This is a genomic window from Sphingobacterium psychroaquaticum (assembly GCF_900177625.1).
In the GTDB taxonomy this organism is placed as follows: Bacteria; Bacteroidota; Bacteroidia; order Sphingobacteriales; family Sphingobacteriaceae; genus Sphingobacterium; species Sphingobacterium psychroaquaticum.
The window spans coordinates 223679-249356 of the sequence record NZ_FXAU01000006.1 but is presented as its reverse complement, the minus strand read 5'-3'; the positions used below and the strand labels follow the sequence as shown (position 1 = coordinate 249356).

Sequence of the window (25678 nt, the reverse complement as noted above, 5' to 3'; positions counted from 1 at the left end):
TATTTTTTTTTCTGGGATAATCACCTGCTGAACCTACATGTTATGTAGAAGGCCAAGTTATTGATCGTATGAAACAGAAATATGATGCTGCAGCACTAATACGCAAGTACCACAACGGTACGGCGACCGATCACGAGCGGTGGTTGGTAGAAAGCTTTATGTTGATCGAACAGGAAGACGAACATTTTCTTCCTGATGAAGCGCGTATGGCCCAGCATCTGGCCAAGATTGAGCGAAATCTAGCGCAGCATATCGCATTAGAGACGGCAGCAAAAACGACCACAGCTTCCCCCGTTCGCTGGCTACAATCTCCTTGGCTTCGCATCGCTGCACTATTGATTGTCTGCACGGGTATTGCCTTCCTCGTGTTCATGCGTCAGGAATCCCAAACACCTTCGGCATCCGCTCCGTCTCTGGCAACGGCATCCACCCTTATCACACCGGGCGGCAACAAAGCCTACCTGCAAACCGCCGACGGCCAAGCGATCGACCTCAACGACACGCAAAATACGATTCATGTGGGCGATAAGGTATCGTATGGCGATGGCACCGTTGTTTGGAGTCCCCAAACGGCCATAAACCAGCAAGCCCTCAACGCCCTGCATACCCCCAAAGGCGGTAACTACACCATTGTACTTAGTGATGGCTCCCGGGTGACCCTGAATGCATCGAGCACCCTGCGGTATCCCAACCATTTCAGTGCCAACGAAAGAACCGTTGAGCTCCATGGTGAAGCCTTCTTCGAAGTGCGTGCCAGCCGCCAGAACGGGAAAAAGATTCCCTTTATCGTAAAGACAAAATCACATCAGATCGAAGTCACCGGAACAGCGTTCAATGTAAAAAGCTATGAGGACGAGAAGCAAGCCAAGACCACCCTCATTCATGGACGTGTCCAAGTACGCTTACCACAAGGAGGGGCTATCCACCCGTTGCTACCCGGACAGGAAGCCCGCATCCATAACAGCGACATCCATATTGCAGCCATCGATACTGCCGCTGCGCTCGACTGGAAAAATGGGTTGATCTACTTCAATGACGAAAGCTTGGTTACCATCATGAAAAAAATCGAACGGTGGTACGATATCGATGTCGAGTTCAAGAATGTTGACCCCAACATACGTTTTGGCGGTTCGGTATCAAAATATAAAAACCTATCGGATGTATTGCGCCGCTTAGAACTGACGGGCGATGTTACGTTTATAACCAAAGGAAGGAGGGTCATCGTGACGAAATAGTACCAACCAAGAAAAACATAAAACCGGAAGTGCGACCAACACCTCCGGCAACATGTTCTGATTAACCTAATTCATAATGTATTACCGGTTTATAGGCGACTGTGTCTACCAAACATCGTTGTCGCACTATAGATCAAAACACCTAACAAATGTATAAAAATTTGCGCACACTAATTTTTCTTAGGATCGTGAAAACAATCACTTTACTTCTCACTGTGTTCCTCTGCCAAGTCAGTGCCCATAGCATTGGCCAGCAGGTCAGTCTACAGAAAGACCGCATCAACTACAAGCAGTTTTTCACGGCTGTCCAACAACAGACAGGCTACCGCGTCGTGTATAATTCGGCGTTGCTCGAAAACACATCCCCTTTCCGGGTCAACCTCAAGAACGAGGCGTTACCGGCTGCCCTTACCCAAGTACTGGAGCCACAGGGCATCACCTTCGTCTTGGAAGGCAAGGAGATTATTTTAACAAAATTACCACAGCGTCCCCCCATCGAAAAGGTGCAACATAGCATCACGGGTAGTGTTACCGATAGCGTGGGGGCTCCCTTGGTGGGCGCCACGATCCGTGTCAAAGGAACCGAACTAATCACGCGTACCGATTCGCAGGGACGCTTCACGATTACCTCCGACAGGAGCACCGTCACCCTACTGATCAGCATGGTCGGTTTCCAGCTGCGCGAGGTTTCCGCCAGCACGGCAGGCAACAACCGTTATGTCCTTCAGCAATTCGTCACCCTGATGGACGAAACCGTTATCATCGGATATGGAACGCGCAAACGGAGCTTGTTGACCGGTTCGGTAGGTCGTGTCTCGGAGCTAAAGGCGGAAGAGAATATGGTAAGCAACCCCATTTCGGCACTCCAAGGAAGAATCGCCGGTCTGCAGGTACAAAATACCAGCTCCACCCCGGGTTCTATTCCGAACTTTGTGGTTCGCGGCGTACAAACCACGCAGGGAGCAATTGGAGGTACGGGAGCCAATCCACTTATTGTGGTCGACGGTTTGGTGATCGATGCGATTGGCACACCGATGTCGCCGACATCCACCAATGCCAACTACAGTTTGGCAAACCTCAACCCGCAAGATATCGCTTCGGTTGAGGTATTGAAAGATGCGGCCTCTTCTGCCATTTATGGTGCTCGTGGTGCACAAGGTGTAATCCTGATCACGACCAAACAAGGGCAGCTAAACAGCAAACCTACCATCGCCCTCAACAGTTATTACGGGGTTACGAAGACCGAATTTGGATACCGTCCCCTGAACAGCGGTGGATATCAATCGATGTTCAATGAAGCCCGAAAGAACCGAATCAGTGATATCGAGCGCCAGCTTCTTGCGGGCAACCTCACGCCGGGACAGATTGCCAACCTGAACACCGAAAAAGGACAATTGAACGGACAGATCAATAGCCTCCAAATGGGCGATGGCGATACGAACTGGATCGAGCAGCTGGCGCCCAACCATGCCGGCACCTACAACCTACAAGCCAGCATCAGCGGTGGAACCGCCAAAAGTGGTTACTACGTTTCCTTTGGTAAATTTGGAGAGGACAATTCCATCGGAAAAGGTCGTTTTGGGCGTAACAGTGGCAAGCTATCCTTAATTCAACAGCTGTACCCTTGGCTCGACCTGCAAGCAAACATCCAGATCTCCAACTCCGTATCCAACAATATATACAGCGATATGTACGGCGCCCTCCAAGCGCGCCCGGATACGCCCCTAGAGATCAAGACGAACAGCGACGGGAGCTATGGCTACTGGTTTGGTGCACAGCCCCACCCTTTTGCCTCTCGGGATGGGTATCGCCCCAAAGCGTCCACCTGGAACTACGTCGGTAACTTCTCCGCCAAAGCGAAGCTTACCGAAAATCTTTCCTTCCGTACTAGCCTTGCAGCCTCGCAAAGCCAGATCGAAGACGTGGAGTTTTTCACCCCGTTTTCTTACGAAGGTCAATTTAGCGCCGGACATTACAAATCCGTACAGAACAAAGGGATACGCTATACCTTCAACAACTTGCTGACCTACAACGTAAACTATGACCTTCTGCAGGGCGATGTGGTGTTGGGGCAAGAATTTATGGACAACAGCTACGGCACGCGAGGATCTGTTCTGGAGGGTTTTCCGGTGAGTGAAAGCCTATGGGCACCGGGAAATGCCTCTCGCTTTAACAACAACTACACCTACCTCAATCGCGATTACCAGGAAAATTCTTCGTCTTACTTCCTGCGTACCAACTTGAGTTGGAATGGTCGTTACCTGCTGAGTGCATCCCTACGCCGTGACGGTTCGAGTAAACTGAAAAACTTCCGCTACGCGTGGTTTCCTGCCGTCTCTGCCGGGTATATCTTAAGCAAAGAATCTTTTGTACAGTCGCAACCGTGGATCGACTTCTTGAAAGTACGGGGAAGCTATGGTATTACCGGAAACATCCGCCCATTGGGTCTTTTCGATGTATCCAGCTTAGCCGGTATCCAAACCTACCTCAACCAACCGGCCCTCCAGTTGAATACCACGTTGGGTAATCCAGACCTGCAATGGGAACGCACCAAGCAGTATGATATTGGGTTGGACGGTACCTTCTGGAAAGATCGGATCCAGCTGACGGCCGAGTTTTATGTGAAACAGACCGACGACCTCATTACGAGCATCCAGATACCGATGTCCAGCGGGGGCTTTATGTCGCAACGCGCCAACTTGGGCGGTATGCGCAACCGTGGTCTCGACCTATCGCTATCGGTCGGCAACTCGTCGGCACAGCAGGGACCGTGGAAGTGGCGCGTGGGTACCGACCTGAACATCAACCGCAATAAGGTAACCGAGCTGCGCGATAACAGAATCGCTTATGGCGGCTATGCTGCGGGCGGACCGATGGGCTTTATTCAGGTCGGCAGACCGGTGGGGCTGCTGCAACTGTATAATGCGATCGGTATCGATCAACAAACGGGGGATGCTATTTATGAGGATGTTAACCAGGATGGTCTGATCAACCAAGAGGATATGGTGTATATTTCGACCGCGCAACCGAAAATATCGGGTGGCTTCCATGGGAACCTCTCCTACAAGAAACTATCGTTATCCAGCTTATTTGTATTCTCGGCGGGCAGTAAAATCTATAACTTCAGCGAGCAGGAAGCCCGTCAATATGGCTTTGACGACTATACGGGCGTCATGGTCAATAAACCAGAGTGGGTGCTCGACCGTTGGACTGCACCGGGTTCCGATAGCCGTTATCCAAGAGCTGTGGTGGGACCACATGGAGCTGGGATGACGACCGACTGGAATACGCGTGTATCAACCCTATATCTATATAATGCGTCCTATGTACGCTTGAAAAACTTAACCCTAGCTTACGATCTGACATCGACAAAGTTGAAAAACGCAGGGATCGGATCGTGCCGTGTGTATGTAGCGGGGCAGAATCTCTTTATCATAAAGGATAAAAGCCTGAATTCCAACGACCCCGAACAAGCGATGGGCAGCGGATGGCAGCAGGCTATCGCGCCTATGCCGCGCGTCTATTCCCTAGGTTTCGATATCACTTTTTAATCTATTCCAATGAGCATCATGAAAATCATATATAAAATACAGTACAGCATCGCTTCTCTATTGCTTGTGGCCTGCCTGCTAAGCTGCGACAAGTCCTTGGATAAACCGGTGCCCGATACCTCTATTCCATTGGAGAAGGTACAACCAGGCGACTTACCCTTGTTGCTGCGCGGTGCCTATCGCCCGTTGGGCATCTATTACCAACCGTATCCGGTGTGGGATATCTATAGCGATGATATCACATCGATCCAAGGATCTTCGCCTGCACAATTTAATCCACGTTCCTATGACGACTGTAACCCGAATGTGCAGGATGGCTTTGGCAACGGCCGATTATACAACAGTGCCTATACCGCGATTGGTAATGCCAACTTTATTATCAACTATATCCGCACCAAAGGGCTGACGGACTACAACAGCATCTTGGGCGAAGCCTTAACCATCCGTGCGTACAACTATTACCGCTTGGCAGAAGCCTACGGTGGCGTTATCCTGACCTTGGACCTGGAGACCGATATCAGTGTCATCCGCCGTGATAAGAACACCGAGGAGGAAGTTTACGCACATATCACCAAGGACCTAACGGATGCCATTCCACTGTTGGGTGATTTTAAGAGCGCCGACAATGTGAGCAAACCGGCTGCCCAGCTGCTGCTTGCTCGTACGTACTTACACTTGGGAAAAAACAAGGAAGCTTATGACCTATCGGAAGAGGTGATCAAAAGTGGAAAAAACAAGCTGAGCGAGGGCGACTTTGGCGATAACTTTCGCTATGCCAGCAAAAGCTCAGAAATGCTGTGGCGACTTTCCGAGCCCATTACCGGATACGAGCGCGGTGGACTCTATACCATGTATTCGCCCCCTCCTCCTTTCCGCGGTGCTGGCATCGGGTTAACTTGGGTAGACCCGACATTGGCGCAGTCTTACGAACCAGGCGACATCCGGGCTTCTTTACTCCTAAAGAGGCATAACAACACGATTGGGGAAGCGGTGACTTACCTGTTGAAATTCTCGACCGATACGTTGCAACCGTCCTCCAATGCGTTTATTGTGTATCCTATAGCACGTATCAGCGAGGCTTACCTTATTTCTGCGGAAGCCGCTGCCCGTCAAGGACAGGTTGTCGTGACCCGCTATAACGAGCTCCGCAAGGCGCGCGGCAGCAGCCAAAAGCTGGCGACTGCATTTGCCAATACCACGGCATTCCTGGCGGAGATCGAAGCGGAACGCCGTCGAGAACTTGTGGGCGAAGGTCGACGCTGGCAAGATATGAAGCGTTTTGGGAAAGCGATTCCGTATCTGCAAAGTAAAGGTCAAGATGCTACACGGTTGTTCCTCCCGTTCAATAGCACGGAGCTGCTGCGCAATATCAAACTCTCCCAAAATAAAGGGTATTAAAAGAAAAATGGAGCTGTATACGGGATACAGCTCCATTTCTTTTTTACGATATTGTATACCTTTAATTGCACCTCGAGTTTTATTGTAACACAATAACTACAGAATGTCTTATTTATTTCGAAAGGCGAAAAAAAAATTCTATTTTTAGTTGATGTAATTCAATTGATAAATTATGAAGATCTAACAATAAAAAGTTATTAATATTAAATAAACATAGCCGTTTTCCTAAACTACTTTCGTACTAAGAAAGAAGAAAACATAAGAAAAATATAACTAAATAAAAATAACTCCAACAAAGGTGAAGTAGGGCGTTTCTATAGGGTAAAAAATGTTGGTCTCGTAATGATACAATGATTGAACGTGAATCTAATGCGATATGTCGTTTTAGGCAGGACAACCCTCCTTCTTCCGAAGTTTCACTAAAAACGAATTCTCCTATTGTAAAACCTGCACGAGAAAATTTACAGTCTTTACAAGAGAAGTTAAGAGATATATTTACAAGGTATCGAGAAATTGATCTGTCATTTGATTATTCCAAAGGATCCGCTAATTATCCATATGTTTTACATGTATCGATATTACCTCCAGGACAAAAAGTGTCAAACGGCATATATGTTGTCATCTGTTTTGATAAACTAGGTAGAGGGGCCCTAGTAGGAGCTGCTAAATCTAAAACTACTCCTCAGAATCTTGACACAATCTTTAGAAAAACTTCAAACAAAGATATTTTACAGATAGATGTTGATGGAAAAAGTTCAAAAACTCATTATAATAATACTTTTGCTAACCCTAAAGAATTTTATTTCAGCTTAGACGATGATGAATCCCTACTTGCTCACATTGCGACATCTTTAGACCTTGTTTTATACAAACTTGGTTTTATTAATGGGGATAAATTGACTCTCCCTTTACAAGTAAAGGGAGAAGGTTTAGACGCCCCTTTTGACTCAAAGAATATCGAAGATGCTCGAAAAAAAATTACCACACAGATTAATGCCAGGCAAGGACAATCTATTTTTAGAAAAGAACTACTAGAGGCTTATGGGGCTAGGTGTGCAATTTCAGGATGTAATATACAATCTCTTTTAGAAGCCGCTCATATATTACCTTATAGAGGAACACACACAAATCATATTCAAAATGGAATCATTTTGAGAGCGGACTTACATACTCTTTTTGATCTTGATTTAATAAAAATTGATCCTTCAACTTATACTGTTTTGTTAGATCATTCTATTAAGAATTCTGAATACAGTATTTATGAAAATAAAAAAATACTACTCCCTAGAATAACAGATTTCCATCCCTGCAAAGAAGCATTAAACTGGCGTCTAATGGAAAACAGGTTATAATCTCACGAATGATATAATCTACAATACATTTTATTTCAAGACATCCTCAATAGTCTACCCAAAGTCGTTAACCAGATTGTACTGTTTTTAGAAACCAGAAAACAGTACAAATAAGAGCCTTTGTTATTTTCTTATAATAGTTTACTTTTACGTTACACAACACTAAATAGTCAATTATATGAACATGCTATTCCTCAACGTGGGCGGATTGGAACTTATTGTCATTCTGCTTCTATCCCTCATTTACATCTACACATTCTATCACGCCATCACGAATCCGAACCTCACAGGCAACCTACGCATTGTATGGATAATCGTTCTTCTGGTGCTTAACGGACTCGGTGTTATCTTATACTGGTTGTTTGGAAAAAACGGTTCAAGGTAAGACCAGCAGCATAGATTTAAATCTCCTTGGTGAAGAAATTTTTAGTTTCCCCTTGCTTTTGTTAATTTGTGCTGATTAAACAGCCAAAGGATCATCCATCATGAGAAACAACACCAAGCTTACCAATGCAAGTATCGAGTCGGCAGGACTACCAAAAGACCCGGCACAGGCTATTGCCGAATATATATGGAACGGCTTTGATGCCCGCGCCAGCAAAATCGCGATAGACTACGACAGCAATGAATTGGGTTATATCCATAAGCTTGAGATTGCCGACAATGGTGAAGGGATGCCGCATGAGGAGCTGACACTGGCCTTCGGAAATTTTTTGGATTCGACCAAACGCCACGCCGTAAAGCGTAGCTCCTATACCCGTGGTAAAAAAGGGAAAGGTCGTTTTTCCTTTTCGCTGTTTGCGACCCATGCCAGCTGGTACACCACCTACAGCGAAGACGGCAAAAACTACACCTACAAGATTGAGATCGACCGTGGACAAAAGGAAAACTACGAGGTATCCGCACCAGAAGAAAGCAAAACGGCTGTCCCTGGCACCACGGCTGTCCTACAAGGAATATTCGGCTTAAAGGACGACTACCTCCACTCGCCTGAGTTTATCCATTTCTTGGCGCAAGAATTCGGTTGGTTCTTGTTCTTGAACCGTGATCGTGGCTTTGAAATCCGTATCAATGGGGAACTGTTGGACTACAGCCAGCTGATTGCGGAGAGCGACCAGACGACCGTGACGCTTTACACGCCAAACGAACAGAGTACCGCTCAATTTAATATCCAATATATCCGATGGAAGGAAAGTATTGGTGACCGCTATTACTACTATTTCCTAGATTCGGAGAAAAAAGAAGTCAGCAAGCTCCTGACCAGCTTTAACAACAATGCGATTGATTTTCACCACAGTGTATACATCCAATCCAATTTCTTCGATAATTCGGAGGAAGAGCTGTTCTTAGCGGACGACAATACCTTATTCAGCCACAAAGAGCAACAGGTTCTCTTCAAGCGACTACAAGCTGAGCTACGTGATCTTTTGGATCGCAAGCAAAAGAAATATGTGCTAGAGCAGGCCGTGCAGGGTAAGATCCAGGAGTTAGAAGATAAGCTGCTCCTGCCCTACTACAGTCCCGCACCGGCCGACCAGCAGCGCAAAGGCGTGTTGATTGCATTGATCAAGGAAATTTATACAGCAGATCCAAAAGTCTTTGTCGGCATGAAACCGGAGCTCACACGTACCTTTTTGGGTCTCTTCGACCTGCTGTTGCAAACCGACCGCCGCGAAGATTTACTACCCGTGATCACACAAAGTGTAAAGCTTACCGATAAGGAGTATGCACGTATAAAGGCGATTATTTAGAATAGTTCATAGCGTTTAGTGTCGTAGTTCATAGCGATTAGTGTGTAGTTCATAGGGATTAATGTAGTTCATAGCGATTAGTGTGTAGTTGGTAGCCATTAGTGTTATAGTTCATAGCGTTTAGTGTTATAGTTCATAGCGTTTAGTGTTGTAGTTCATAGCGATTAGTGTGTAGTTGGTAGCCATTAGTGTTGTAGTTCATAGCGTTTAGTCGGCCACAAACCACGAACTATAAACTACCAACTACTCCCCTCGCATCCACAAGCTAGCACGGACTAACAGGATCAACACTGGAACTTCAACCAGTGGACCGATAACGCCGACAAATGCTTGTGGGGAGTGAATCCCGAACACGGCAATGGAGACGGCTATGGCCAATTCGAAGTTATTGCCTGTCGCAGTAAAAGCGATCGCAGCATTCTTATCGTACGGCACGCCTAACGATCTATTGATAAAGAAGCTCAAGAAGAACATCAGTACAAAGTAGATAACCAAGGGTATCGCTACGCGGACCACATCCATGGGTAGTGCGACAATACGGTCGCCTTTCAAACTGAACATCAACACGATCGTGAAGAGCAGGGCATACAGTGTAATAGGTGAAATACGTGGAATAAACGTATGGTTGTACCACGCAATCCCTTTGGTTCTGGTCAGAATAAATCGGCTCAAGAAACCCGCTAGAAAAGGAATTCCGAGATAGATAAGTACACTTTCGGTTACATCGCGCATGGAGACCTCCACCTGAAAATCGGCTATACCCAATGTCCGCGGCAACACATTGATAAACAGCCATACAAAAAAGCTGTACGTAAAGACCTGGAAAATACTGTTTAATGCGATCAGCAGGGCGGCATATTCCCGGTTTCCCTTAGCCAGATCATTCCACACAATAACCATCGCGATACATCGCGCCAAGCCGATCAGAATTAAGCCGACCATATAATCGGGCTCATCGCGCAAAAAGAGAATGGCCAATGCAAACATCAGGATGGGGCCGACCACCCAATTGAGGAGCAAAGAGATACTGATGACCTTCTTATCACGAAAAGCGTGCGGGAGCAAGGAATAGTCGACTTTAGCGAGGGGTGGATACATCATCAGGATCAATCCGATCGCCAACGGAATAATTGTGGTGCCCACCGAAACGGTATCCATCCGCTGGGCAATCTCCGGAAAGAAAAACCCCAATCCCACACCAAAAGCCATCGCCATAAAAATCCAAAGGGTGAGGTAGCGGTCCAAAAATTTTAGTCGGGGCTGCATCATGATCGTTTAATTTTTGAGAAAACATAAAACATGGCAGCAGCAATCTCAAGGCTGCGTGCCGCATAGACTTCGCATTGTTCAGCGGTACCATCCGACTGCTTCGGATCTTCAAAAGGCAGAGAAATCCGCTTCTCGGCGCCCGCAATAAAAGGGCATCCTTCATCCGCCTGCGTGCATGTAAGCACGGCCGCAAAGTCGGTTGCTGGATTAAAAGGGCTGTCGTATACTTTCGAGAATCCAATAATAGGCCGAGCATTATCCTGACACTTCATGCCATAAATTGGGTTTGCACCTTCAGCAAGAGTACTGGCTGTAAAGCCCTGTGCGATGAGTGTATCAAGGATTTTAGGAAACAGCGCCGTAGCCTCGGTACCGCCCGAGTAGCAGGTCACACGTGGAACACCAAAGTATATTGCTGCCGTTTCGGCCCATACCTGCGCCAGATGGCTCCGACGGGAGTTGTGCGTACAGATAAAGTTGAGGTCGACCGCTTGTCCGCGACAGACTTTCTCCTGGATATAATCAATAAGAGGCTGCAACTGTTCACGGCGCTCCGGACCTACCTGGTGCCCCTGCAGCACGTGCGCTATCGTATGGGATAAGGCTGGATACATCATGGTACTAAACTAGATTAACAACAGCCTGAACCTGGGGTGCACGAAGAAGCGTTACTGATTGGCAGCTGGGATAACGTTACTTTGGTTTTTGCGCCCGGGATACCGCACGCATCTTCCGCTAGACATGCGGTGGTCTTGTTTTTTAAGACAAAATTTGATCCGTTGAATGCCAGGTCGTACTTGCCAATCGTCGTACTTTGGTATTCCACTTCGATCTCACCATCGACCATCCCTAATTTTTCTTCGGATAGATTAATGATATGCAACAGCTTCCCTGGTTTTAAACGGTGCTCGTAGTCGTCCGCATTCCATAGCTGGAAGTTCACCACCTGTTCCGTCCGAATAACACCACCGCAGTCGATAAAGTGTTTCGTAATCTGTCCGACTTCCGTAACGTGGAAGTGTTCGGGAACAAAAGTTCCGTCCTCTAATTGAAAAGCTACATTCGATAATGTAGGTAGGATTTCTTTGATTTCTGTCAGTGTCATCTTGTTCTTTTTTTATTCTGCCGAAGCAGCGATTATTGAATTTGTTTATTAGTTCTTGTGCATATAGGAAATACTATCATCGTAATATACCGATGCGTATAGATAAAAAAAAGGCTTAACAGCACCTATCTATTTTCACATCTTGATTGAAAAAACCATTAAAATGCAATTGGAATTGTTTCCATACCTTTTCATCGATACAGTAGCATACCGATTTACCTTCGACCGAACCCTGGATGATTCCGCTGCTCTTTAATTCTTTAAGATGCTGTGATATGGTAGCCTGCGCCAAGCCAAGTTCATCGACAAGATCATTACAGATACAAGCCTTTTGGTCGATGATATATTGGAGGATGGCAATACGAGCCGGATGCGCCAATACCTTCAGCAAGGAGGCTAATCTATTTTGCTCTTCCGTGTATATTTCTGTTTTTGTTGTTCCCATGACATACAATTAACATCGCAATATTACGATATTAATTTTATTTTTCAAAATGAGTCTCATTTAATTTAGGATCATCTTGGAAAAAAGTTTGTTACTTATCTAGTCCCTAGATCCCTCCACAATATGGTTTACCTTTTAAACAACAATGGGCGGGGGCAAGCCCAGCCCCTACGCATGATTTTCTTTCTACTGTAGGGGCTACCCTTGTGGTCGCCCTCGCCAGTCATAGTTTGTAAATCATTCCGAGATACGATCAACCTAGGTTAGAAGATTGCCGCACCTTCGTACCTCAGGTTCGCAATGACGTATCTACGAACTACTTTCCTACATCAACTACGAACTAAACTCTACAAACTACTAACCACCACAAACTACTCTCTACCAACTAAAAACAACTTCACGGCATGATGCACGGCACGTGCAGTTAAAGCCATATAGGTTATGGATGGATTTTGTGTGCCAGTGGAGGTCATGCAAGCACCATCGGTGACATAGACATTTGGACATCCATGCATCTGATTGTGCGCATTGAGAATCGATGTCTTTGGATCATGCCCCATACGAGCACCGCCCATTTCATGGATATCCAGACCCGGATTCTGCTGGTTACGATGCTGCTTGATATTTTTAACCCCAGCCTTCTCCAAAATAGCGGTTCCTTGCGTCAAGAAATCTTCCATGCTTTTGAAATCATTTTCTTGGTACCCCACCGAAGTAACCAGTTGCGGCATACCGTATGGATCAACCTCCGTCTCGCTCAGTCGGACATGGTTCTCCGCAATAGGAATAGTTTCCCCCTGCATCATCATGGACACCTGCCAGCGACCTGGCACCAGTAGTGCGTCTTTGAAAGCCGCTCCCAGTCCGTCCCCCTCCTGCTGCCCACGCGTGCGGTAGGCAGAAAAGAACAAAGCATACCCCCGTAAGAAATCGGCCTCTTGCTTTGCCACATTCCGGAAATTGGGAATCAGCGGTTGCGTAGGCCTGCGTCCATAATAGTAACTATCTTCAAACCCTTCAACCTCGCCCGAAAGGCGCCCCATATAGTTGTGAAAAGCAATATACTTACCCAGCAGTCCGCTATCGTTACCTAATCCGTTAGGAAAGCGTTTAGATTTAGAATTGAGCAAGATCTGATTGGTCGCCAAGGCGGAAGCATTGACGAAGATAACCGCAGCGTAAAACTCCTGGCGTTCATGTGTCTGTTGATCGATTATCCGGACACCAATTGCCTGACCTTTACCTTCGTCGTAAAGGATAGATTCCACGATAGACCCGGGTCGGAGCGTCAGATTTCCCGTCTTCGCTGCCCACGGCAAGGTGGACGCATTGGAGCTAAAGTATCCACCAAACGGGCACCCGCGGCTACAGAGCGACCGAGCCTGACATGACGTGCGCCCTTGGGCAATATGAACCGCTTGCGGCTTCGTCACATGTGCACAGCGACCATGCAGGACCTGCCTATCGGTGTAGTTTCGTGCCACCTCTTGCTGAATCATCTGCTCGACGGCATTCAGCTCAAAAGGAGGTAAGAACTCTCCGTCTGGCATAAACGCATTGCCTTCTTTCTTGCCCGACACCCCAATAAAACGCTCCACATGGCTGTACCAAGGCGCAATATCACGGTAACGAATGGGCCAGTCGACAGCAAAGCCATCGCGTGCCGGTCCTTCGAAATCAAAATCAGACCAACGCTGTACCTGCCGTGCCCACGTGAGAGACTTTCCGCCCACCTGATAGCCACGGATCCAGTCAAACGGCTTTTCTTGAATATAGGGCTGCTCTTTATCCTTGGTAAAAAAATGCAACGCGTCCTCCCGAAAGGCATAGCAGCGTGCGGCTATTGGGTTCTCCTCGGCAACCGACTTGGGCAGTTGGTTACGGTGCGGAAATTGCCACGGATCGAGGTACGCTGTCGGATAATCCTTCAGATGCTTTACATCCCGCCCACGCTCCAAGACCAAAGTCTTGAACCCCTGTTCACAGAACTCCTTGGCAGCCCAACCGCCCGAAATCCCGGAACCAATCACAATAGCATCATACTGATTATCTGTAAGCATTATTTGTTTTTAATTTTAAACGTAATATGAATTAAAAGATGGGCGACCGCAGGGATTTCCCATCCTTATTTATAACATAGATTGCCACGTCGCTGCGCTCCTCACAATGACGAATTGCTCTGTAGACTTTCTCTCCGCGCAAAGATATCATTCCTAAGAGACTATACCGTCATCCCGACATCGGAGGGATCTACAAGATATACTCCTAAATGAGATTGTCACGTCGCTACAATCCTCACAATGACGAACGGCTGTGTAAACTATACCGTCATCCCGACATCGGAGGGATCTACAAGCTTTATAATCCTAAATGAGATTGCCGCGTCGTTCCTCCTCGCAATGACGACCTGCTATGTAAACTATACCGTCATCCCAACTAGGGTCAAATCTCTGGTTCCAGTATTATTTTACTCCACCCCTCCCATCTTCGCAAATGTCGCCTGAGGAATATTTGCTTCTGTAGAAACTTGCCCTTGCACGGACCATTTCCTGCAAATATTCCTAGCGACGATTTTTTGCTTCCTTTTTTAGAAAAAAAGGAAGATGCCCGGCCGGCATAGAGGCCTTCGTATAAAACCTATGAACCATATCCTAAATGAGATTGCCACGTCGCTACGCTCCTCACAATGACGAATTGCTCTGTAGACTATACCGTCATCCCAACTAGGGTCAAATCTCTGGTTCCAGTATTATTTTGCACCGCCCCTCCCATCTTCGCAAATGTCGCCTGAGGAATATTTGCTTCTGTAGAAACTTGCCCTTGCACGGACCATTTCCTGCAAATATTCCTAGCGACGATTTTTTGCTTCCTTTTTTAGAAAAAAAGGAAGATGCCCGGCCGGCATAGAGGCCTTCGCATAAAACCTATGGACCATATCCTAAATGAGATTGCCACGTCGCTACGCTCCTCACAATGACGAACTGCTCTGTAGACTATACCGTCATCCCGACATCGGAGGGATCTACAAGCTATACTCTTAAATGAGATTGCCACGTCGCTGCACTCCTCACAATGACGAACTGCTGTGTAAACTATACCGTCATCCAACTAGGGTCAAATCCATGGTTCCAGTATTATTTTGCACCGCCCTTCCCATCTTCGCAAATGTCGCCTGAGGAATATTTGCTTCTGTAGAAACTTGCCCTTGCACGGACCATTCCCTGCAAATATTCCTAGCGACAAGGTTTTGCTTACTTTTGGCTTCAAAAGGAAGATGCCCGGCCGGCATAGAGGCCATAACCTAACCTTAACCTATTTCACTCAACTGTACTTTCCCGCCCGTAGCCTTACTCCGTTGACCGGCCTCCATAAACTTAAATATCTCGATTGTCTCCTCGGGTGGTACCGGCACTTTACCGGTATCAAAGAAAGTCAATATCTCTGCCACCAGCGGACCATAGCCTGCAAACGGTCCAAGTTGGGATATGCCCGTCTCCCCAAAAGCGATACCCGCAATATTGGACGCCCCTTTTCGGATACCGCGTACCGTTCCTATACGGCCGTCGGACCAGATACCTACCATTTGCTCTTGGTCAGGACTGAACGCACGGAACACCTCCTTACACCCCGTACCCATCACCGTAAAGAGCATCTCGATACCGTGGATCATGTACCACGCTTGATCGATATGGTTCGGTTCGATTTCTGCGGGTGTATACACATCAGCCCCCATCACCTTACCAATCTTACCGCCCTTCACCTCGCGTACCAGCTTATCATAACGGAGGGACGAAGACGAGAACACCGGCACATTGTTTTTCTTTGCCAAGTCGAAGATCGCTTTCACCTTATCCAGGTTTTCAGCCATCGGTTTATCGATAAACAACGGTTTCTTCGCTTTGATAACTTTCGTTGCTTGCTCTAAATGCACACGTCCGTCGTTCGACTCCAACAAGATGTAATCCACCTGCTTGAGCAGCTGCTCAATGGAATCTACAATTTGTACGCCCATTTTTTGCACGGCATCTATAATACCTTGCTTCATGCCCAAGGCCGACGGGATATCCTTACTCCCGTGCGGGTAAGCCGCTACCACGCGATAACCACGATCTTTGAGGCTCCCCTCATTGATATCCTTGGTAAACATCTCACTGTGGGAGGTATCCAGACCGATAATCCCAATTTTCTTATACGTCTGTTGCGCAAAGGCCGGTATTGTTGGCAGGGTAAGTGCGGCTGTGCCGACACCTACCATACCCAGTTGTTGTATAAACGCTCTTCTGTTTGTTCGTTTCATGCGATTAGAATTTAGGCATATCCGGTAAACTAAAACCATTGTGGTAGCGGTGCTTAATCCACTCGCTGGCTGCATCTTTAGCATTCAGCTCCACATATTGTCTATTGAACCGAGGGTCACCATCGACTACGCTGAACTCATCCACCGAAACAATCTTCAGCTTATCTGCGGCACTGATATTGGTAAACTCCATGCGTTCCCCATCCCACAACAGGTCGCGGTGCAACGCTTGTAGGCGCACCGCCAAGACACCCATCACCACCATCTCATTGAATGGCCCCGAGAACCCAAAGTTAGAACTCGCCTCTTTGCGGCTGCTTGGGGACTCCTTGGCGGCACGGATCCAATCCTGCTCATGCGCATTGGTGTTCCAGATATCCCCATTTCCACCCTTCACCCGTGGGATCCACGGCTTAGGTTGTGCAAAATGGTTCATCTCCGTAACAGGCAGCAAGGTAGCATTCATCCCGTAACATCCCGTCATGATCTTACCTTTCTTACCCACGAAAATAATTCCGCCATTCTCATCGCCCATCATCTGTCCCGGTGCAAGCTCTTGTGGTCGCTCCGGCACCAAACCACCATCATACCAATGTACTTTCACTTCCGGCATATTGACTTTCCCTTTCTTCGGACGAGCCGGGAATGTGTACTGTACCATCTGCGCGTGTGGAGGTGAATACAGGTTGCTCAAAGTAGAGCTACCGTTCACTTTGGTCGGGTATTTAAGGTCAAGTGCCCAATAGATAGGATCCATAATATGGCAGGCCATATCCCCTAACGCACCTGTTCCAAAATCCCACCATCCGCGCCAGTTCCATGGTGTGTAAACGCTGTTGTATGGACGATTCTCGGCTGGGCCTAAGAATAAATCCCAAGCCAATGTATCAGGCACCGGCATCGCATCTTTAGGCTTCATCAACCCTTGCGGCCAAATTGGTCTATCGGTCCAGCAATGTACTTCGTAAACCTCACCGATAGCATCCGACTGAATCCATTCCGCAATCTGGCGGCACCAGTCGAAAGAGTTCCCTTGGTTACCCATCTGGGTGGCTACCTTATGTTTTTTAGCCAGGTTGGTCAATAAACGAGACTCATAAACCGAGTGAGTCAAGGGCTTTTGGGTGTAACAGTGCTTACCCAATGTCATGGCATGTGCCGACACCAAAGCGTGTGTATGGTCTGGTGTCGCCACCATCACCGCATCGATCGAGTTACCCATCTGATCGAACATCTCCCGCCAATCTTTAAACTGTTTGGCTTTCGGGTAATCGTTAAATGTTTTTTTGGCATATTTCCAATCCACATCACACAAGGCCACAATATTCTCGGTATTCATATTGGCCAGGTTACGACGGCCCATGCCGCCGACACCGATGCCTGCTATATTCAATTTATCACTGGGAGCCACATGCCCTAATGTTTTTCCCAATACATTGCTCGATACAATCGTAAAACCGGCAACGGTAGCGCTATTCTTAATAAAGTTTCTTCTGTCCATTGTTAATAGTTATCATTTTGTACTAATACCCCGTTGGAGCGGTCAATTTCAATCTGTGGAATCGGGAAAGGCCAGCTCTTATCGCTTGCATCTCGTCCTTTATCGGCAAAGCCGTATTTCTGGAAAAAGGCTTTCATGGTCGTTGCGTAGGTTCCCCAACGCACCAAATCATAAAGTCTAAATCCTTCCAAAGCCAACTCGTGGCGACGCTCCGCCTTGATCGCTTCCAACACATTATCCGATGCTTTAATCGCATAGGTTGTGTTGAATTCACTCTCCGAAACAGCCTTCAGCCCTTCGCCAAATGCTCTATAGATTGCTGGACCATCGACGATGGAGGTCGTCACGTAGGCACGCTTGCGCACTTCATTGACATAAGGCAATGCTTCTGACGCACTTCCGCCCGACCGCACGATCGCTTCTGCATAGACCAGTAATACTTCCGCATAGCGGATCCAATACGGCTGCCAGTTGCTGCGTTGCAGGTCGTTGTTTTGGCGATACTGCTGTGGTACAAATGCTTTACGGCTATGTTGCAGATCGAAATCATTGAAATAGCCCCGGTAGTTATGTACTTCCTGACCACCAGTGGATGTTTTAAAAATATCGTTATGACTGATGATGGTGAACATCTTACGTGGATCGGCTGGATCGAACGAAGCGGCCAAATCGCGCGTCGGGGTGTTACCTCCCCATCCGCCAACATTGTTACGCCCCACGTTCATGATCGCGAAAGCATCTCCTCCCAAGCCATAAGCCGGATCAAATTTGCGCATCACGCCCAGAATACATTCCTTCGAGAATGGGCCTACCTGGTAATCGCCACGAAACAGATCCTGGAAATCTGGCAACAGGTTTAAGCCCCCGTTTTTAACCACATCGCCTGCCGCATCCTTAGCCAAGGTATATTCGGCTTTTGCATCTCCCGTGAGCACCCCTTGCTCCATCAATCCGCCTAAAAACAGTGCGGCTCTGGCCTTCAAGGCTAAGGCAGCATCTTTCGTGACGCGCCCTGTTTCGGCACTTGTCAAAGCAGAACTACGTGGTAGGTTGCTTTCCGCAATAGCCTCATCCAAGTCTTTATATACTTGCGCCCGGAGTTCGGCCAACGATGCTTTTGCTTTTCGCGTGGATGGATCTTCCACCTGGATGACCAAAGGCACTTCCTTGAAAACGACCAGCAGATCGAAATAATACCAAGCACGTAAGAACTTAACCTCAGCGATATAACGTTTTACCGTTTCTGCTGATACCGGCTTGCCGTCCTGGATGAGGTTGGCCCCTTCCTTCACAAATCCTTCTAATGCAATATTACAGTTACCGATTCCTTTAAAGCGATTGGCCCAGGTTTCAAACAACAAGGCATTGGAAGCCAAGGGACGACCGCGCCCCACTTCGGTCGTCTGCGGGCGATCCCCCGGATCGGACCCACCGGCTCCAGCATTATCGACCACCTCATCGCCGATCGCTACTTTATTGACCGTAAAGCCCCAGCCATCCATCATGGGCTGGTAACAGCTTGTCAGGAGTTTCATGCCGGCCCCATCGGTCTTAAAAAATTCACTTTGATTCAAGATCCCGTATGGATCTCTATTTAGATAGTCCTTTTTACATCCCATCGGTATTAATAAAGCCGATAGCACGCAGGCTTTTAGAATTCTTCTTTTCATTACTTAAAAGCTTAAGTTAACACCAAACATGTATGATTTTGCGACCGGATAGTATCCTTGGTCGACGCCCATGCTGAGCGGCGATCCACTACCAATTTCCGGATCAAGCCCCGTGTACTTGGTAAACGTAAACAGGTTGTATGCCCCTGCCCATACGCGTAACCGCTGTATACGTGCCTTTTGCAACCAAGCGTCGGGCAAGGTATAGCCCAGCTGCACACTCTTGATACGCAGGTACGAACCATCCTCGACCAACCAATCCGAAATCTGTAGGTTGTTCTGATTCGCTGCACTGATCTTAAACTGGCTGTTGGTCGGGTTCGTTGGAGACCATGCTTCAGCCATCAGGTCTTTTGGTGCATTGTACCATCCCACACCCGATTTCATATCGATCTTCGCAATATTCATGATATCATTACCCAAGGTTCCCTGACCTAAAATCTGAAGGTCAAACCCTTTGTAATCGGCCCCTAAACGGAAACCATAGGTCAGGTCTGGAAATGGATCTCCAATATCCGTCCGATCCAGGTTATTGATCTTCCCGTCTTTGTTGATATCTACAAAACGTAGATCTCCCGGACGCGCGCCCTCTTGGACGTAACCATCGACCTCTGCTTGGCTCTGGAAGATACCATCGGTCTTGAAACCGTAGTAGTAGCCGATAGGCTTACCTTCTTCGGTCATGGTGGTGGTATACGATATCCAGCCGCCACCCGTGATCGGCTCGCCGCCGCCTAAGCTTAGGACTTTGTTTTTCACGGTAGACGCATTTGCCGCAATGGTATAACCAAATTCACCGACTTTATCTTTATAGGCGATATCAAACTCTAAACCGGAGTTTTGTACACCACCGGCGTTGGACCACGGACTATTTGGGAAGCCCAGGTATGCTGGCAATGGCACATTAAGCAACATTCCATCGGTTGTCTTTTTGTAGTAATCGAAATTGAAATGAAGCTTATTTTTCAAGAAAGCAAGTTCCAGACCCACATCCAGTTGCTCGGTCTGCTCCCACTGTATACCGGCATTACCGATGTAATTACTACCACCGATCAACTGCGGATTGCGCGGCCCGAAGAGGTAGTATCCCATATTGCCTGAATAGGTGGTTAGGTATGCTCCACGGCTGATATTCTGGTTACCGATCATCCCCCAGCTTAAGCGTAGTTTACCGGCATCCAGCCATGGCATTGATGCCATAAAAGGCTCTTCAACGAAGTTCCAACCGGCAGAAACAGAAGGGAATGTTCCCCATTTTTTGCCATTCCCAAAATTTGAAGAACCATCGTGACGTAAGTTAGCTGTCACCATGTATCTATTTTTGTAGGAATAAAAAGCACGTCCAAAGTACGAGTTCAGGGCATTTTCCCATTTCGTACCCGATGCTTGCGGGTTGATCGATCCTGCATCGATAATCCACTGGCTTGGATCATTAGAAACTAAGCCCTGGCGCGAAGCACCTGAAGACTCACCTTTCCACTGTTCGGCCGAGGTTCCTGCCATCAACGAGAACTTATGGTCCAGAATCTGTTTTTCAAAGGTCAATGTGTTTTCCCAAACGTAGTAGTTGGTCAATGAGTTGGATGCACCAACGGTCGCATCGTTGTTAAACTGATTTCCGTTCAGGTAATATTTAGGTTGGAAATAGTTGGATACGCTTCTTCCCAGATCGAGACCCAAGCTACTCCGGTATTTTAACCACGGCATGATCTTGATATCCAACGCACCGCCAGCTTTGATCGCAATTCCCTTCCAACGGTTATTTTTATAGATATCGGTCTGTGCTACGGGGTTTTCCTTATTCGTCATCAGGATAGGGCCATACATAGACCATGGATTGTTAGGATCTATTTTATCCAGGAAGAATCCATCTTTCAGGAATCCCGGAATATCTTGTAGATCGCGGCGATATACCTGTGAAATAGGATCGGCCACGAAAGCAATAAATGCGGTATTGAAGCCCGGGCTTCCTTCTAGCACATTCCCACGCCCCTCACTGATCAACCCGAAATTACCGGACAATGTCATCCATTCGCGTAGGTTATGGTTGAAGTTGGTACGCCATGACATACGGTCGTAGTCGGAACCATTGATAATCCCCTCTTGATCCATATAGTTGAAGCTCGTTCTATAGGCTAAATCTTTGATCCCTCCGGACACCGCAAAATCATAGCTCTGTACTACTGCATCTTTATTATTGATTTCTTTCCACCAATTGGTACCTTCCTCGGAGCCCGTGTTGGTTTTTAAGAATTTCAATACTTCGGCTTTATTCTGCTCCGAGAAGTACGGATCCAAACCGGCATTTACATTCGCCAAGTTTTTATATTCCATAAACTCCTTGGCATTCATCATATCATAAGTTTTTATGGGATTCTGGAACCCTACGTAGCTATCGAAAGAGATTAGATTGCTTAGCTCATTGCTCCGCTGTGCACCTTTTGCGGTGGTGACCATAATCACCCCATTGGCCGCACGTGAACCATAGATTGCTGTTGCCGAAGCATCCTTCAGCACTTCCATGCTCGTAATATCGTTGGGGTTCAACCAACCGATATCGGTTTGAGGCAATCCATCCACCACGTAGAGCGGGTTGTTGTCATTGACTGTTCCGATCCCCCGAATACGTACCGCTGGAGGTGTCCCTGGACTTCCTCCGGTAGAGGTTACCTGCACCCCTGCGGATTGTCCCTGAAGCCCTTCTACGGCATTGCGGATCGGCATATTTTTAATCGCGTCGCCATCTACTTTAGAAACGGCTCCGGTAAGATCTCTTTTCAATTGGGTACCGTATCCCACGACGACCACTTCCTCCAAATCGCGTAACTGCTCTTGCAGTACAATGGAGATGTCGGCTTTTCCTTGGGTCGGTACTTCTTGAGATAAATAACCGAGGGCACTAAACACCAAGGTGCTGTTCTCGGTCGGTACTTCAAGCGCGTATCGTCCATCCTGATCGGTACTGGTACCTACCGCGGTCCCCTTTAGGACAATACTGATGCCCGGCAGCGGCTCCCCTTTGGCGTTGGTTACCCGTCCGCGTACCTGCTGCTGCTGTTTTACTTCTTCGCGCAACGCCGCGTTGGTCCCCGCTGTAGTGGCGTTGATCTCACGTAGCGTGATGACCTTCCCGTTCACCTGATAGGTAAAAGGTTGTCCCGCAAAAAGCAAAGGCAAAGCATCCACGATAGCCTTTCCTTTGAGCTTAATCGAAACAGGTCGCGCCTTACGCAGCAAATCTTCTTTTGCGACGAAGGAGTAATTGGTTTGTTGTTGGATCTGCACCATGATGTTCTTGAAAGAAGCATCGCGGAGATCGAGGTTTACTTTTTGGGCTAAGCTATTTGCACTTAGCTGAAAGGTAAACACCAACGTGAGGAAAAACGTTAATTTCATAATTAGCCACATTATATTTGGTCGGCCGCCGAACCAATGCACACGTAAATTCCTCATGCGCATAGGTATGGCATAAACAATATTATTCATACTTTTGTAGTGTTAGGTTTATAAATTAAGTGGTTACACAACTCTTCTTGCATTACCTAGCATCGACCGGGCGTGTTCGCAGCACCTCCGGTTTTTTTTATGCTAGACAATGGTTATCATTTTGTTTTGTTAACGTTTTGATACCATAATCCTCCTTCCGTTTATTTTGAACTGAATTGTATTATAATTGTCCTTAAGGGTTTGTAGCACATCATTGAGCGGCACATCACGCTGAATCATACCGAATACGCGATCGGATGTGATACCAGCAGGAAGATCACTGAACTCCACATCATACCAACGCTCCAACTGCCGCAAGATCTCAGGCAGGTCGTAGCTGTTGAGCATAATGATCCCATCTTTCCAAGATATATACTCCTGGGGATCGACCGTGCGCAGGGCTAACGCTTCGGTCCCCGTCGTGAAGGCTTGTTGTCCTGGTTTAAGTCGCAAACTGGTTGGATTATTCGGACTTTGAATCTCTACAGCACCTTGTTCCAAGGTGGTATGCTGCATCGCTTCATCGGTGTAGGCATGCACATTGAAACGGGTGCCCAATACATGGATCTGTTGCTTTTGGGTTTTCACAACGAAGGGTTGCAATGGATTGTGCGCGACTTCAAAGTAAGCCTCTCCATCGACCTGAACATGGCGTTCACGGCTATCGAAATGCAAGGGATAGATCAACTCGGATGCGGCATTAAGCCATACCTTGGTACCATCGTGTAATGTCACGGTATATTGTCCAGCCCGTGGTGTCGTTAGCCGTACCTGTTGTACCTCCCCTAGCCCTTCGACTGGTGAACCATCCGCATAAAACAAGGCATCGCCCTTATTTACGATCCCTTCTTGATCTTCGCGCAACACGACGACTTGTCCATTGTCCAGCGTAATCGTGGCGCGGTTACCACCGGGTTGTATAATATTCTCATGAACGACCTGCGGCGAGCTAGTCGTTCCTTCTGTATTCAGGTATCGATATGTACCAAAACCGATCGCTCCAAAGAGGAGTGCTGCAGCGGCATAGGCCAGCCAGCGCTTAAATTGGAAGTTGTTTGATGGTTTTGTCTGCTGAAACAGCTTCTTTGCAATTTGATCGCCCATAGCAGCCACGACCGTTGCATCCGCATCGGGTTCCTGATCCAGCTCCTGTAAGATAAGCTCGTGCAACACTTCGCTATGATCCGTCAGATGGAAATAGCGAAGTAACTCGTCCAGCTCGGCTTCACTCACCGACCCATCGAGATATTTTTTGAATAAATTGTTAATGTGCGCTTTATCTTCCACTGCTTTTTTCTAGGCTTATACACACGAAGGAAAAAAAGCAGCGGCTCCAGAAATAAAAAAAACACAAAAACCTCTATATCAACAGAATAATTTTAAAAAATTTGATTACAGAGATAGATGGCGAATAGGAAACCGATGCTATCAGCACTATTATGAAGCTGCCGTAATGTAAGGTTGGCTTTTCGAATATGGTCGTTTACGGTGTTCTCCGAAATATGCAACAGCTCGCTTACTTCTTTATATGATTTCCCTTCCAACTTACACAGCGTAAATACGGTACGTCGTTGTGGGGGTAATTTATCAAGTAGGCTATTCAGTATTTGTTTGTTCTCCGCCGAGCAGATATGCTCTTCGACATGCATATAAATGCGCTGCTCAATAGGCTGCAAAGCGGCACGCATCCGTTTATCGTAATACGCACGACGAATGACATTCTTCGCCATATTGGCTGCAATAGCGAAGAGGTAGGCTTTGAACGGTTTTTCGCAATCGATTTGATCACGTCCTTTCCAAATATTCAAGAACAGATCTTGTACCTGCTCCTCCACGAGCTCACGCGATTTTAGGATACGCAGCAAATTACCGATCAGCCGATCTTTGTAGATATGGTAGATCTGTTCAAAGGCATCATGATCCCCTTGTTTCAATCGATACACAAGCTCTCGCTCGTACTGATTGTCTGTTGGTTGCCTATTCATCGCTATGCATTTTAGCTATATGCTACTGAATTAAGAGGTTATCTAACAAGCTGCTTTTTTAAGCCGCCGCATGAAGGTTATTACTATTGTATAATTTAGTGTTTACGTTTCCTTACTGTAGCTTAACGCTTTTGAAAGCAAGTATCGAACGATCGACACCTGTTGTAGGGAATTCTTTCCAAACATATAAAAAAAATTACAAAGGGATATACTTTTGTTATCTTTATCCTATGCTCCATGTTACCTGCGCCCTTATCGAACACGAAGGAAAGATCTTGATCTGTCAACGCTCTGCTCAAATGAAGCTACCGTTGAAGTGGGAATTTCCGGGCGGAAAGGTGGAAACCGGTGAAAGCTATGAAACCTGCTTAATGCGGGAAGTGGAAGAGGAACTCGGACTGCGGGTTGTGGTAGGTGAACCTATGACGCCGGTTGAGCATCATTACCCTGAATTTTCACTCCTGCTATACCCTTTTCGTTGCCGGTTGGTGGGCGGCACCTTAGTGGTAGCAGAACATGCACAGGTTCGCTGGGCGGAACCGGAGGAACTCCTCCAATTCGATTGGGCAGCGGCCGATATCCCTATTGTACGCGCCTATCTTGAAGAGTAAATAAGTCTTATCCGACTTATTT

At 47.2% G+C, this 25678-nt stretch carries 18 protein-coding genes; 7 read left to right on the top strand and 11 right to left on the bottom strand.

Going from position 1 to position 25678, the window contains the following annotated elements:
- The first annotated feature begins 68 nt into the window (after positions 1–68).
- The 6 genes from B9Y69_RS15560 to B9Y69_RS15535 all read left to right on the top strand — a co-directional run bounded on the left by B9Y69_RS15560 (position 69) and on the right by B9Y69_RS15535 (position 9287).
- Entirely contained in the window at positions 69–1235 is a 1167-nt protein-coding gene (locus B9Y69_RS15560) for a FecR family protein (protein WP_085473894.1), read from the top strand.
- A 188-nt stretch (positions 1236–1423) separates the two neighbouring features.
- Entirely contained in the window at positions 1424–4786 is a 3363-nt protein-coding gene (locus B9Y69_RS15555) for a SusC/RagA family TonB-linked outer membrane protein (protein ID WP_159451868.1), read from the top strand.
- Positions 4787–4804: 18 nt separating this feature from the next.
- On the top strand, positions 4805–6184 hold the full coding sequence (locus tag B9Y69_RS15550; protein WP_159451867.1) for a RagB/SusD family nutrient uptake outer membrane protein: 1380 nt from the start codon (positions 4805–4807) through the stop codon (positions 6182–6184).
- Between the two features lie 350 nt (positions 6185–6534).
- Complete coding sequence (locus B9Y69_RS15545; RefSeq protein WP_085473891.1) at positions 6535–7536, top strand: HNH endonuclease; 1002 nt, start codon at positions 6535–6537, stop codon at positions 7534–7536.
- A gap of 178 nt (positions 7537–7714) precedes the next feature.
- Positions 7715–7921: a PLDc N-terminal domain-containing protein gene (locus B9Y69_RS15540; RefSeq protein WP_085473890.1), complete on the top strand. Its 207-nt coding sequence runs from the start codon at positions 7715–7717 to the stop codon at positions 7919–7921.
- Positions 7922–8021: 100 nt separating this feature from the next.
- Complete coding sequence (locus B9Y69_RS15535; protein WP_085473889.1) at positions 8022–9287, top strand: ATP-binding protein; 1266 nt, start codon at positions 8022–8024, stop codon at positions 9285–9287.
- 243 nt (positions 9288–9530) lie between these two features.
- Here the strand turns inward: B9Y69_RS15535 and arsB are convergent, their stop codons facing one another.
- From arsB to B9Y69_RS15475, 11 genes are all read right to left on the bottom strand, one after another.
- Positions 9531–10553 (bottom strand): ACR3 family arsenite efflux transporter, encoded by a 1023-nt coding sequence (arsB, locus tag B9Y69_RS15530; RefSeq protein ID WP_085473952.1) that lies wholly within the window; start codon positions 10551–10553, stop codon positions 9531–9533.
- Positions 10553–11173 (bottom strand): arsenate-mycothiol transferase ArsC, encoded by a 621-nt coding sequence (locus B9Y69_RS15525; protein ID WP_234991275.1) that lies wholly within the window; start codon positions 11171–11173, stop codon positions 10553–10555. Before B9Y69_RS15525 ends, arsB begins: the two co-directional genes overlap by 1 nt.
- A 14-nt stretch (positions 11174–11187) precedes the next feature.
- The gene (locus B9Y69_RS15520) at positions 11188–11661 is read right to left on the bottom strand and encodes a DUF6428 family protein (protein ID WP_085473888.1); all 474 of its coding nucleotides are present in this window, start codon (positions 11659–11661) and stop codon (positions 11188–11190) included.
- Positions 11662–11776: 115 nt separating this feature from the next.
- Positions 11777–12106, bottom strand: coding sequence for an ArsR/SmtB family transcription factor (locus tag B9Y69_RS15515; RefSeq protein WP_085473887.1), 330 nt, complete (start codon positions 12104–12106; stop codon positions 11777–11779).
- Between the two features lie 371 nt (positions 12107–12477).
- Positions 12478–14166, bottom strand: coding sequence for a GMC oxidoreductase (locus B9Y69_RS15510; protein ID WP_085473886.1), 1689 nt, complete (start codon positions 14164–14166; stop codon positions 12478–12480).
- Positions 14167–15413: 1247 nt separating this feature from the next.
- Positions 15414–16403, bottom strand: a complete 990-nt coding sequence (locus B9Y69_RS15500; protein ID WP_085473884.1) for a Gfo/Idh/MocA family protein — start codon at positions 16401–16403, stop codon at positions 15414–15416.
- 4 nt (positions 16404–16407) lie between these two features.
- Complete coding sequence (locus tag B9Y69_RS15495) at positions 16408–17904, bottom strand: Gfo/Idh/MocA family protein (protein ID WP_085473883.1); 1497 nt, start codon at positions 17902–17904, stop codon at positions 16408–16410.
- Between the two features lie 2 nt (positions 17905–17906).
- Positions 17907–19574, bottom strand: coding sequence for a RagB/SusD family nutrient uptake outer membrane protein (locus B9Y69_RS15490; protein WP_085473882.1), 1668 nt, complete (start codon positions 19572–19574; stop codon positions 17907–17909).
- Between the two features lie 3 nt (positions 19575–19577).
- Positions 19578–22970: a TonB-dependent receptor gene (locus tag B9Y69_RS15485; RefSeq protein WP_234991274.1), complete on the bottom strand. Its 3393-nt coding sequence runs from the start codon at positions 22968–22970 to the stop codon at positions 19578–19580.
- Between the two features lie 219 nt (positions 22971–23189).
- Complete coding sequence (locus tag B9Y69_RS15480) at positions 23190–24347, bottom strand: FecR family protein (protein ID WP_085473881.1); 1158 nt, start codon at positions 24345–24347, stop codon at positions 23190–23192.
- A 92-nt stretch (positions 24348–24439) separates the two neighbouring features.
- Entirely contained in the window at positions 24440–25045 is a 606-nt protein-coding gene (locus B9Y69_RS15475) for an RNA polymerase sigma factor (protein ID WP_085473880.1), read from the bottom strand.
- Between the two features lie 230 nt (positions 25046–25275).
- Here B9Y69_RS15475 and B9Y69_RS15470 point away from each other — a divergent pair, with 230 nt between their 5' ends.
- Complete coding sequence (locus tag B9Y69_RS15470) at positions 25276–25656, top strand: (deoxy)nucleoside triphosphate pyrophosphohydrolase (protein WP_085473950.1); 381 nt, start codon at positions 25276–25278, stop codon at positions 25654–25656.
- Positions 25657–25678: the final 22 nt, after the last annotated feature.

Excerpts from the sequence above, each read along its gene's own strand:
- B9Y69_RS15545 (WP_085473891.1), top strand. The coding sequence starts at position 6,535 with ATGATTGAACGTGAATCTAATGCGATATGTCGTTTTAGGCAGGACAAC.
- B9Y69_RS15500 (WP_085473884.1), bottom strand. The coding sequence starts at position 16,403 with ATGAAACGAACAAACAGAAGAGCGTTTATACAACAACTGGGTATGGTA.
- B9Y69_RS15490 (WP_085473882.1), bottom strand. The coding sequence starts at position 19,574 with ATGAAAAGAAGAATTCTAAAAGCCTGCGTGCTATCGGCTTTATTAATA.
- B9Y69_RS15560 (WP_085473894.1), top strand. The coding sequence starts at position 69 with ATGAAACAGAAATATGATGCTGCAGCACTAATACGCAAGTACCACAAC.
- B9Y69_RS15510 (WP_085473886.1), bottom strand. The coding sequence starts at position 14,166 with ATGCTTACAGATAATCAGTATGATGCTATTGTGATTGGTTCCGGGATT.
- arsB (WP_085473952.1), bottom strand. The coding sequence starts at position 10,553 with ATGCAGCCCCGACTAAAATTTTTGGACCGCTACCTCACCCTTTGGATT.
- B9Y69_RS15535 (WP_085473889.1), top strand. The coding sequence starts at position 8,022 with ATGAGAAACAACACCAAGCTTACCAATGCAAGTATCGAGTCGGCAGGA.
- B9Y69_RS15525 (WP_234991275.1), bottom strand. The coding sequence starts at position 11,173 with ATGATGTATCCAGCCTTATCCCATACGATAGCGCACGTGCTGCAGGGG.
- B9Y69_RS15475 (WP_085473880.1), bottom strand. The coding sequence starts at position 25,045 with ATGAATAGGCAACCAACAGACAATCAGTACGAGCGAGAGCTTGTGTAT.
- B9Y69_RS15485 (WP_234991274.1), bottom strand. The coding sequence starts at position 22,970 with ATGAAATTAACGTTTTTCCTCACGTTGGTGTTTACCTTTCAGCTAAGT.
- B9Y69_RS15550 (WP_159451867.1), top strand. The coding sequence starts at position 4,805 with ATGAAAATCATATATAAAATACAGTACAGCATCGCTTCTCTATTGCTT.
- B9Y69_RS15515 (WP_085473887.1), bottom strand. The coding sequence starts at position 12,106 with ATGGGAACAACAAAAACAGAAATATACACGGAAGAGCAAAATAGATTA.
- B9Y69_RS15495 (WP_085473883.1), bottom strand. The coding sequence starts at position 17,904 with ATGGACAGAAGAAACTTTATTAAGAATAGCGCTACCGTTGCCGGTTTT.
- B9Y69_RS15520 (WP_085473888.1), bottom strand. The coding sequence starts at position 11,661 with ATGACACTGACAGAAATCAAAGAAATCCTACCTACATTATCGAATGTA.
- B9Y69_RS15540 (WP_085473890.1), top strand. The coding sequence starts at position 7,715 with ATGAACATGCTATTCCTCAACGTGGGCGGATTGGAACTTATTGTCATT.
- B9Y69_RS15470 (WP_085473950.1), top strand. The coding sequence starts at position 25,276 with ATGCTCCATGTTACCTGCGCCCTTATCGAACACGAAGGAAAGATCTTG.